Annotated in this window: 13 protein-coding genes; 1 reads left to right on the plus strand and 12 read right to left on the minus strand. The window is 44.4% G+C overall.

Annotated features, from left to right (window positions below; all coding sequences use genetic code 11):
• Positions 1-20: 20 nt before the first annotated feature.
• The 11 genes from tmk to yceD all read right to left on the minus strand — a co-directional run bounded on the left by tmk (position 21) and on the right by yceD (position 8,935).
• Entirely contained in the window at positions 21-653 is a 633-nt protein-coding gene (gene tmk / locus R7E78_RS00250; RefSeq protein ID WP_005387350.1) for a dTMP kinase, read from the minus strand.
• Positions 650-1,666 (minus strand): endolytic transglycosylase MltG, encoded by a 1,017-nt coding sequence (gene mltG / locus R7E78_RS00255; protein ID WP_025767224.1) that lies wholly within the window; start codon positions 1,664-1,666, stop codon positions 650-652. Before mltG ends, tmk begins: the two co-directional genes overlap by 4 nt.
• On the minus strand, positions 1,663-2,478 hold the full coding sequence (gene pabC, locus R7E78_RS00260) for an aminodeoxychorismate lyase (RefSeq protein WP_042523095.1): 816 nt from the start codon (positions 2,476-2,478) through the stop codon (positions 1,663-1,665). The genes mltG and pabC overlap by 4 nt, the downstream gene beginning before the upstream one ends.
• Positions 2,479-2,585: 107 nt before the next feature.
• A complete protein-coding gene (gene fabF / locus R7E78_RS00265; RefSeq protein WP_005372948.1) occupies positions 2,586-3,836 on the minus strand; it encodes a beta-ketoacyl-ACP synthase II in 1,251 nt (416 codons plus the stop codon).
• Between the two features lie 93 nt (positions 3,837-3,929).
• Entirely contained in the window at positions 3,930-4,163 is a 234-nt protein-coding gene (gene acpP / locus R7E78_RS00270; protein WP_004406112.1) for an acyl carrier protein, read from the minus strand.
• A 246-nt stretch (positions 4,164-4,409) separates the two neighbouring features.
• Positions 4,410-5,144 (minus strand): 3-oxoacyl-ACP reductase FabG, encoded by a 735-nt coding sequence (fabG, locus tag R7E78_RS00275; RefSeq protein ID WP_025767222.1) that lies wholly within the window; start codon positions 5,142-5,144, stop codon positions 4,410-4,412.
• Between the two features lie 45 nt (positions 5,145-5,189).
• Positions 5,190-6,113 (minus strand): ACP S-malonyltransferase, encoded by a 924-nt coding sequence (fabD, locus tag R7E78_RS00280; protein ID WP_005387313.1) that lies wholly within the window; start codon positions 6,111-6,113, stop codon positions 5,190-5,192.
• A gap of 75 nt (positions 6,114-6,188) precedes the next feature.
• Positions 6,189-7,139, minus strand: coding sequence for a beta-ketoacyl-ACP synthase III (locus R7E78_RS00285; protein ID WP_017821385.1), 951 nt, complete (start codon positions 7,137-7,139; stop codon positions 6,189-6,191).
• Positions 7,140-7,144: 5 nt separating this feature from the next.
• Positions 7,145-8,170 carry a phosphate acyltransferase PlsX gene (plsX, locus tag R7E78_RS00290; RefSeq protein WP_047103428.1) on the minus strand — a complete coding sequence of 342 codons (1,026 nt, stop codon included), beginning with the start codon at positions 8,168-8,170 and terminating at the stop codon, positions 7,145-7,147.
• Between the two features lie 10 nt (positions 8,171-8,180).
• The gene (rpmF, locus tag R7E78_RS00295) at positions 8,181-8,351 is read right to left on the minus strand and encodes a 50S ribosomal protein L32 (RefSeq protein WP_005396978.1); all 171 of its coding nucleotides are present in this window, start codon (positions 8,349-8,351) and stop codon (positions 8,181-8,183) included.
• 59 nt (positions 8,352-8,410) lie between these two features.
• Positions 8,411-8,935, minus strand: a complete 525-nt coding sequence (yceD, locus tag R7E78_RS00300) for a 23S rRNA accumulation protein YceD (RefSeq protein ID WP_005387307.1) — start codon at positions 8,933-8,935, stop codon at positions 8,411-8,413.
• 149 nt (positions 8,936-9,084) lie between these two features.
• Here yceD and R7E78_RS00305 point away from each other — a divergent pair, with 149 nt between their 5' ends.
• Positions 9,085-9,666, plus strand: coding sequence for a Maf family protein (locus R7E78_RS00305; RefSeq protein WP_025767221.1), 582 nt, complete (start codon positions 9,085-9,087; stop codon positions 9,664-9,666).
• A gap of 58 nt (positions 9,667-9,724) precedes the next feature.
• Here the strand turns inward: R7E78_RS00305 and rluC are convergent, their stop codons facing one another.
• On the minus strand, positions 9,725-10,669 hold the full coding sequence (gene rluC, locus R7E78_RS00310) for a 23S rRNA pseudouridine(955/2504/2580) synthase RluC (protein WP_021033985.1): 945 nt from the start codon (positions 10,667-10,669) through the stop codon (positions 9,725-9,727).
• Between the last annotated feature and the right edge of the window lie 170 nt (positions 10,670-10,839).

The raw sequence follows: 10,839 nt of genomic DNA on the forward strand, positions 1-10,839 counted from the left end.
CACCTAAATTTACGTTTCACTTATTGACGAGCTAGCCACTCGTTTAGAGCGTCCCGAATATCACGCGACACGCCTTCAATCGTCTGTTCTGCGTTAATGATAACGATGGAAGGATCGGCATGAGCAATCTCCAAATAACGCTCACGTGTACGCTCGAAGAAACTAATATCCATCTTCTCTATACGATCTAACTCACCACGCCCACGTGCACGCTCAAGCCCAACACGAGGGTCAATATCCATATAGAGAGTGAGAGCAGGTTTAAAATCACCAAGCGTTGTATCCCGGAGATTTTTCATTAACGATGCGTCAATCTGACGGCCACCACCTTGATAAGCTTGCGACGACATATCGTGTCGGTCACCAACCACCCACTGACCGTTTTCCAAAGCTGGTTTGATCACGTTCTCAACCAACTGAACACGTGCAGCGTACAGAAGAAGCAACTCCGTCATGTCCTTAAGTTCTTCGCCTTCGTGCTCTTCTTTCACCAGAGCGCGCATTTTTTCTGCTAGCGGTGTGCCTCCTGGCTCACGGGTATTTACGATATCCTCAATACCGGCCGCTTTTAGCGTATCTAAAACGGTTTTAATCGCAGTGCTTTTACCCGCGCCTTCTAGGCCTTCAACGACAATAAAGTTTGCTTTCATCATTTGTTCTTTCTTAGTTCTCTTAAATAGGCACGAACAGCACGGTTGTGCTCAGCAAGGGATTTCGAAAATACATGTCCGCCCTTTCCACTTGCTACAAAATATAAATAGTTGCTGCTTTCTGGATTCAAAGCCGCTTCAATGGAAGCTTCACCAGCCATCGCAATCGGTGTTGGTGGCAAACCATTGATGGTATAGGTGTTATATGGTGTCGGCGTACGCAAATCTTTCTTACGAATGTTGCCATCGTAGGCGTCACCCATACCATAAATAACTGTCGGATCAGTTTGTAACCGCATGCGTTTGTTCAATCGGTTGATAAACACAGAAGCGACGCGCTCACGCTCAGAATCAATAGCCGTCTCTTTCTCGATGATAGACGCGAGAATCAAGGCTTCATATTTGTCCTGTAATGGCAGCTTTTCTTGACGCGCTTCCCAGTTAGCATCCAGTATTTTATTGAGTTTTCGATGCGCTCGTTTTAATAACTGGCTTTCACTCGCACCCGCTGTGTAATGGTAGGTTTCTGCTAAAAACAACCCTTCTAGCTTTTCTCTCTCAATTCCGAGCTTCGCAGCCATTTCTTTTTCTGAAAGATCGGTTAAATCATGCTTTAAATAAGGAGCACTTTTTAGTTGATCTACCCATTCAGAAAAGCGGCTGCCTTCAACAAAAGTGATCGCAAACTGGTATTCTTTTCCAGTATTCAGATGCTCCAATGTTTGCGAAAGTGACATACCAGGCTCAAGTTGGTAAGTACCCGCTCGCACTTGCAACAATTCTGGATATAAGTGAGGAATTAAACGGATGTACTCCGATGTTTCAATCACCTCATCTTCAACTAAGGCGCGCATGACATGATGAAAGCTTGTACCACTTTCTACAGTAAACAGCTGAGGTTGTTCCAATAGAATAGGCTTTTCAACGTATTGTTTAGCCTGTGAAATTATATAAAAAACAGCTGCTGCGCCTATCACTGCGATCAGCACAACAAAAGCCAACAGTTTTTTAATCACGTAGTTAAATTCCCTTGCAGTCGTTGAGTCAATTTTCCTATCGGAAATATAGTCTTAGAGTTCGATGTCACTATGCTGCGAATAGGTGCGACACCTAATATTGAGTTACACATGAAAGCCTCGTCAGCACTCAGCAAATCTGGAAGTATAAAACGCCCCTCGATGACTTCAATATGACTTACTTTAAGTAACTCAAGCACCTTACGACGCATTACGCCCGTAACGCCTGATAAGGTCAGCTCCGGCGTAAATACTTTATTACCTTTAACCCAAAAAAGGTTGGCCATTGTAGTTTCAATGACATGGTTTTGCACATTTAACGTTATTGCATCTGCAAACTCTGTATTGTCGATTTCAGCCTTGGCGAGAATCTGCTCTAAACGGTTGTTGTGCTTATGTCCCGCAAGTAAAGGTTGAATCCCTAGACGAGTATTACAAACGCCCAAGTCCACACCTTGTTCTTGCCAAGATGAATAATGAGAAGGAAATGCAAAATTGGAAATCGTCACGATAGGGCCTTTAATCCCATTAGGGCTATACCCTCGCCCGCCAATACCGCGGCTAACGTGAATCTTCACCCCCGCTCGTGCGTCAGATAAAACCGCTTTGCTTGCCCAACCATGCACAACTTTCCAGTCAGGTGAAGAGATCTTCAAAGCGTCAAGGCAAGCACTCATGCGCTCAGTATGCTCCTGCCAGTAAACCAACTCTCCATTTTGGGTCAGGATGGTGGTAAAGCCTCCATCACCGTATTGGAATGAGCGATCACCTAGCTCTACATGCGTTTGCGGAACTCCATTTACCCAAAACATTCACGTACCTTCAAATTAGCAGACAACAAATAAAACAAAACGGCTCAATGCTAAGCATCGAGCCGTTAGAATACAAGTTTCGCTTATCTAAATAAGGTTAGATAGTGTTACTCAGCGAACTTTTTGAAGATCAAAGAACCGTTTGTACCACCAAAGCCAAACGAGTTACAGATAGCGTATTCCATACCTTCAACTTTGCGCGCAGTGTGCGGCACAAGGTCGATGTCTAGACCTTCTTCTGGATCATCAAGGTTAATCGTTGGTGGAACGATTTGGTCAACCAAAGACATAACCGTGATAATTGCTTCAACAGAGCCTGCTGCACCTAATAGGTGACCCGTCATCGACTTAGTTGAAGATACAAGAACTTGCTTCGCACCTTCTTCACCAAGAGCACGTTTCACGCCTTTGATTTCTGCAACATCACCAGCTGGAGTAGATGTACCGTGAGCATTCACATAACCTACTTGGGTACCTGTGATGTTCGCGTCACGCATTGCCGCTTCCATCGCAAGTGCACCACCAGAGCCATCTTCGCTTGGAGAAGTCATGTGGTAAGCATCACCAGACATACCAAAACCAACCAGTTCTGCGTAAATCTTCGCGCCACGTGCTTTTGCGTGTTCGTACTCTTCAAGCACCATCATGCCAGCACCATCACCTAGAACAAAACCATCACGGCCTTTATCCCATGGGCGAGACGCTTTTTGAGGCTCTTCATTACGAGTAGATAGTGCTTTAGCTGCACCGAAGCCAGCCATGCCAAGAGGCGTAGAAGCTTTTTCTGCACCACCAGCAACCATCGCATCTGCATCGCCGTAGGCAATCATACGTGCTGCATGGCCGATATTATGCAGGCCAGTAGTACATGCGGTAGAAATCGCGATATTTGGACCACGGAGACCACGCATGATAGATAGGTTACCTGCAACCATGTTTACAATGGTCGAAGGAACAAAAAATGGGCTAACTTTGCGAGGGCCTTTGTCTACTAATGCAGTATGGCCAGTTTCGATAAGGTCAAGACCGCCAATGCCTGAGCCGATAGCAACACCAACTCGAGCCGCATTTTCTTCGGTAATTTGTAAGCCAGAGTTATCAAGAGCTTGAATACCCGCTGCAATGCCGTACTGGATGAAAAGGTCCATCTTACGAGCATCTTTTTTAGACATGTACTCTGTGCAATCGAAATCTTTAACAAGACCTGCAAAACGAGTTGAGAAGTTCGTAGTATCAAAGTGCTCGATATTTACGATACCACTTTGACCTTCTAGCAGGGCTTTCCAAGATGATTCTACTGTGTTGCCTACCGGTGACAACATACCCATGCCAGTGACAACTACACGACGCTTGGACACGATATAATTCTCCGGGAATTGAATATTTCTATGAGAGGATAGAAGAAGTTAGAAAGAACACAGGCGGTCTAGGAGACCGCCTGGGAGAGCTAATTACTGAGCGCTGTTTACGTAGTCGATTGCAGCTTGAACAGTAGTGATCTTCTCAGCTTCTTCGTCAGGAATCTCAGTGTCGAATTCCTCTTCTAGAGCCATAACTAGTTCTACAGTGTCTAGAGAATCAGCACCTAGATCATCAACGAAAGAAGCTTCGTTTTTAACTTCTGCTTCGTCTACACCTAGCTGTTCAACAATGATTTTCTTTACGCGTTCTTCGATGTTGCTCATTTTTCTTTTCCTTTACAGATTTCGCCTAATGCGATGATTCCGTAGTTTATTCGAACTATTGAAAGTTGCAAGGGGGTCCTTGCTGGTCAAACCACAAAATTAGCGAATTTAACCGAATTTCAATACATTTTTGACTTAAATCATGCACAAATCTTGCGCATAAGCATGACAAGTTCATGACAGTTAACTGCAACTATAGGCTATTTTTCACAATGTAAAATAGCTTATTTTGCATAAACTGTCGCATTAAACCATGTACATGCCACCATTTACATGCAAAGTTTCACCAGTAATGTACGCTGCTTCAGGAGAAGCAAGGAAAACTACTGCTGATGCAATTTCACGTGGGTCACCTAAACGACCTGCTGGCACGTTCGACAAAGTTGCCGCACGTTGGTCATCACTTAGCGCCTTAGTCATGTCAGTTTCGATGAAACCAGGAGCAACAGTGTTCACTGTTACACCACGAGACGCAACTTCACGAGCCATTGATTTAGTAAAACCAATCACGCCCGCTTTCGCTGCTGCGTAGTTAGTTTGACCAGCATTACCCATGGTACCAACAACAGAGCCTACGTTGATGATACGACCCGCACGTTTTTTCATCATACCGCGTAAAACCGCTTTAGACATGCGGTAGATAGGCGTTAGGTTGGTATCGATGATGTCGTTCCACTCATCATCTTTCATGCGCATCAATAGGTTGTCACGAGTAATACCAGCGTTATTCACCAGAATATCGATCACACCAAATTCTTCGTTGATCGTTTTTAATGTCGCTTCGATAGACTCGACATCAGTCACGTTAAGCGCTAAGCCTTTACCGTTATCACCAAGATACTCGCTGATAGCAGCCGCACCACTTTCAGAAGTAGCAGTACCGATAACCGTAGCACCTCGCTCGACAAGAAGTTCCGCGATCGCGCGGCCAATACCACGGCTTGCGCCGGTAACTAGCGCGATCTTACCTTCTAGATTCATCATGTTGTGTTTCCTTTTCTTATCGCAAATTTATCGCTTGATGGATTACTTCGCAGCGTCTAGCGATGCGATATCATTCACTGCTGCTGCAGTTAGCGTTTTCACGATACGTTTTGTTAGACCTGTTAAAACTTTACCAGGACCAAGCTCAAGAAGATTTTCTACGCCTTGTTCGTGCATCAGTTCAACTGTTTCAGTCCAACGAACTGGGCTATGTAGCTGACGAACAAGCGCATCTTTGATTTTTGCAGGATCTGTCTCAGCAACCACATCAACGTTGTTGATAACTGGCAGCTGTGGTGAGTTAAATTCGATAGACTCAAGAGCTACAGCAAGTTTTTCCGCTGCTGGCTTCATAAGTGCACAGTGTGAAGGTACTGAAACAGGAAGAGGAAGCGCACGCTTCGCACCAGCTTCTTTACATAGCGCACCAGCTCGCTCTACTGCGTCTTTGCTACCAGCGATAACGACTTGACCAGGCGAGTTAAAGTTTACTGGAGAGACCACTTCGCCTTGCGCTGCGTCTTCACACGCTTTTGCAATCGCATCATCAGCCAAACCGATAATCGCGTACATTGCGCCAGTACCAGCTGGTACTGCTTCTTGCATAAGTTGACCACGTAATTCAACCAGCTTGATGGCTTCTTTAAAGTCAATAACACCCGCGCATACAAGTGCTGAGTACTCACCTAGGCTGTGACCGGCTAGGTTTGCTGGTTGCTCTAAGCCAAGTTCCTGCCATACACGCCAGATTGCAACAGATGAAGCTAGCAAAGCTGGTTGAGTACGGAAAGTCTCGTTTAAATCTTCTGCAGGTCCATTTTGAACAAGCGCCCATAGATCGTAACCTAGTGCGTCAGATGCTTCTGCAAATGTTTGTTTTACTACGTCATATTGTTCGCCTAGTTCTGCAAGCATACCTACAGCTTGAGAACCTTGACCTGGAAATACGATAGCAAACTTGCTCATGTTGTTTTCCTTTAAGCAAAGTAAAAAGAAATAAGATGCACCAAGTGCACCTTAAATTTTGAATTCTTGTGAAACTTAGAACTTCACAAGGGCCGAGCCCCAAGTGAATCCGCCGCCAAACGCTTCAAGAAGCAGAGTTTGACCGCGTTTAATACGACCATCACGTACCGCTTCATCTAGTGCTGTTGGCACCGTCGCAGCTGATGTGTTGCCGTGTTTATCAAGTGTAATCACGACTTGGTCTAGTGACATCGAAAGTTTCTTCGCTGTCGCTGAAATAATGCGATAGTTCGCTTGGTGCGGCACTAGCCAGTCTAGTTCAGACTTATGCATGTTGTTGGCTTCAAGCGTATCTTTTACTAGTTTCGATAGCTGAGTGACAGCGACTTTGAATACTTCGTTCCCAGCCATATGAAGCCATTTATCCGCATCTTGCCCCCGCACAGGTACTGGTAGGCTTAGAAGCTCTCCGAATTGACCATCCGAGTATATGTGGGTAGAGATAATGCCAGGCTCTTGGCTAGCGCCTACGACAACGGCTCCGGCACCATCACCAAATAGGATAATGGTTGAACGGTCTGTCGGATCACACGTTTTAGACAAAGCATCTGAACCAATCACAAGTACGTTTTTGCACATACCAGATTTGATATGTTGGTCTGCAACAGATAATGCGTACACAAAACCAGAACAAGCAGCGGCTAAGTCAAAAGCTGGACAACCTTTAATGCCAAGCTTTGCCTGCACCTGACACGCAGATGAAGGGAAAGTATGGCTACTGCTCGTTGTGGCTACGATAATCAGGTCGATATCGTTTTTATCAATACCCGCCATATCGATAGCGTTTTCAGCTGCGTAGAATGCCATGTCTGCTACAGTTTCGTTTTCTGCAGCAATTCGACGCTCTTTAATACCCGTGCGAGCAACGATCCACTCATCACTTGTATCTACCATTTTCTCTAGATCTGCGTTTGTACGCACCTGAGATGGCAGGTAGCTGCCAGTACCTAAAATTTTGCTATACATGAAGACTAATAATGCCTCTCGAGTAAAACCGCTTCCAAACGATCGCTAATACGGCTTGGTACTTGTCGTTTGACCTCGTGTACTGCCTCGCCAAGTGCATTGACAATCGCAGATACATCCGCACTTCCATGGCTTTTTATGACAATGCCGCGCAATCCTAGCAAACTTGCGCCGTTATACTGGTCGGGGTTCAGTGTTTTTAGTTCATTAAACAGCCTAGAAAACAACTTTCTAGCTATCCAACCCCTTATCGTTGATGCCATTATGCTGGTTTTAATTTTTTCGATAAAAAGTTGAGCTGTTCCCTCACTGGCTTTTAAGCATACGTTGCCGACAAATCCATCACAAACAATGACGTCCGCAACATCATGCAAAATTTGATTACCTTCAATATAACCGACAAAGTTAATCGCATCGGTCTGAGAAAGCATTTCTGCGCAACGTTTGACTAAATCGTTACCTTTAATCTCTTCTGCGCCAATATTGAGTACAGCAACGCGAGGAGGACGACCCAAGTGTTCTTCAGCTAATGCACTGCCCATTACAGCAAATTGGAACAAGCTATCAGCATCGCACGATACATTCGCCCCCAGATCTAGCATCCAAGTGCGCTTTCCGGTAATCGTCGGTAAAGCGGAAACTAAAGCAGGACGTTCAATGCCAGGAAGTAACTTAAGAATGAAACGCGATAGTGCCATTAATGCACCGGTGTTGCCACCACTAACACAAGCATCCGCTTTCTGCTCAGAAACCAAATCGATAGCCATACGCATAGAACTATTTTGGCTATTACGCAACGCCAATGAAGGTTTTTCTGAGTTCGAGATAACTTTCTCGCTGTGAAGAATAGTCAAGCGGGAACTGGTCGAGGTACCGAGTTGAGATAATTGAGACGTGATCAGAGATTGATCACCAATAAGAATCACTTTTAGCTCTGGGAAATGAGACAGTGCCTGCACGGCGGCAGGCACTGTTACGCGTGGACCGAAATCCCCGCCCATTGCATCAAGTGCAACGGTAATACTTTGCAAAGGTTCAACCTTACTTGTTGATAACCTTTTGACCACGGTAGTAACCTTCAGCAGTTACGTTGTGGCGTAGGTGAGTTTCACCAGAAGTCGCGTCTACAGATAGAGCAGCTGTAGTTAGCGCATCGTGTGAACGACGCATACCGCGCTTAGAACGAGTTTTACGGTTTTTCTGTACGGCCATTGACCCTACTCCTATACTATTGGGTTAAAAACCTGAAGAAGAATCGGCTACCACACCTATTACTTTTTCAGACTTTTCAAAACGTCGAATGGATTCGGCTTTTCTTCCTCAATTTCTTCAGGAATCTCACCAAAAACCATGTTATTTGAATCAACGCTACAATCCGCTTCATCGTGCATCGCAATTTGAGGTAATGCTAAGATGAACTCGTCTTCAACAAGTTGTATGAGGTCTAATTCACCATATTCATTTAGATCTACCAAATCATAAATTTCTGGTGCTTCCTGTTCTGTTTTCTCACCGTAGTAAGGAGTAGAAAGGAATTCAACTTCGCACTCATGTGCGAATACCTCATTACAACGCTGACACTCTAAATCGACTTCGATGTTAGCTTTACCAGAGATAACAACGAGTCGCTGTTCATCCATCCCAAATGACAATGAGACTTCTGCGTCGCGTTTTACGCCTTCAGTTGTTTCCACTAAGCGCTTGAAAAGACTAGCTTGGATGATGCCATCGTAATCCAATCGTTTCTGTGCAGCTTTAGCTGGGTCAACCGTTCGCGGTATTTTTACCTTTTGCATAGGGCGCGAATATTATCTTCCAAATCAAAATTAGTCAAAGAAAAAGGCAAAAAAGTTGTACTTTTTTACGCTTAACATACAGAGCATTAGCCAGAATCATTTTTGATCGATTATCCTATTGGAAATGCTCCCACGAATTGTAATTCAAAATGAAAAATTACCAACTGGTTTTAGCCTCAACCTCCCCTTTTCGTAAACAACTGCTTGAAAAGCTCTCACTACCATTCGTTTGTTTATCACCTGATTGCGATGAAACACCTTTTGACCAGGAAACGCCAACTGAACTTGTGCAGAGACTGGCCCAAGAGAAAGCAATATCTTGCCAGACGGATAAAGCAAGTTTAGTTATCGGCAGTGACCAAGTTTGTGTCATTAATGGTGAAATCGTTGGCAAGCCTTTAAATAGAGATAACGCGATAAATCAACTTTTGGCTCAAAGTGGAAAAGTCATCACTTTCTATACTGGTCTTGCGGTACATAACACCTTCACAAGCCATACAGAAGTCGGCTTTGATTCTTTCGAGGTGCACTTTAGAGATTTAACGCTTGAACAAATCGAACGCTACGTCGACAGGGAAGAACCTTTTTACTGCGCAGGCAGCTTTAAAAGCGAAGGCATGGGAATTTGTTTGTTTACGAAATTAGTTGGTAAAGACCCGAACACACTTGTCGGACTACCATTGATTGATTTGATTGATATGTTGCATGCTCAAGGACTCGATGTCCTTTAACCCAAATACGATAAAAGGGAGCCTGTGGCTCCCTTTTGCATCCGCGAGGAAAACATGGTTACGCGTTTCTTAAACCCGCCAACACTTTTTCTAGTTTCGGTTCCATCGGTGCGTTGATTTCCATCCACTCATCATTTGATGGGTGTTGGAACTTGATGTTTGCCGCGTGTAGGAACAAACGATCTAAACCAACTTGACCTGTATAAGCATCAAAGCGACGATCACCGTAGCGATCATCCCAAGCGATTGGGTGACCAGTGTATTGCGTATGAACTCGGATTTGGTGAGTTCGACCAGTAATCGGACTCGCCTGAATCAATGTAGCTTGTTCGAACTTTTCCAAAATCTTAAAACGCGTTTCTGACGGCTTACCATTAGGGTTAACACGAACAATACTGTTCACTTCGTTTTTGAGCAGTGGCGCGTTCACAACCTTACAACTGCTTTTCCATTGCCCCATGACAAGAGCTAAGTAAAACTTCTTTACTGTCTTTTCACGAAACTGGGCTTGCAAGTGACGAAGTGCAGAACGCTTCTTCGCAACCAGCAAAATCCCTGAAGTATCACGGTCAATACGATGCACAAGTTCAAGAAAGCGAGCTTGAGGTCGCAGAGCCCTAAGCGCTTCAATCGCACCAAACTTTAAACCACTGCCACCATGCACTGCGGTGCCAGATGGTTTGTTTAGAATCAACATATGATCATCTTCGAAGATAATCATATTTTCCAACTCAGCGACTTTGTTAAGTTTCGTACTTGGTGCGACATCGTCATCTTTTTTCTCGACGGTAACCGGTGGAATACGAACGAGATCGCCTGCTTTTAACTTGTACTCTGCTTTTATACGCTTTTTATTTACGCGCACTTCGCCCTTACGCACAATTCTGTAAATCATGCTTTTAGGAATGTCTTTTAATTGGTTGCGCAAAAAATTATCAATGCGCTGACCCGCCATATCTTCGTCAATGTCGACGAACTGGACTTTTGTTCTTATTTCGTTCATGAGCCGTATTGTAAACTCAATTTCGTGCGACTTCACATTATTCTTGTCGTAAAAGAAACACTCGGTGGCACATACTGGTCTAAATTTCGCCAAGCTTTTGTTTAAATTATTAAAACTCTCAATCAAGTTCTCAATTTGTTTTCTGTCTTGAACAGTTTGCACATCTCAAT

The organism is Vibrio sp. YT-19(2023) (assembly GCF_033337395.1).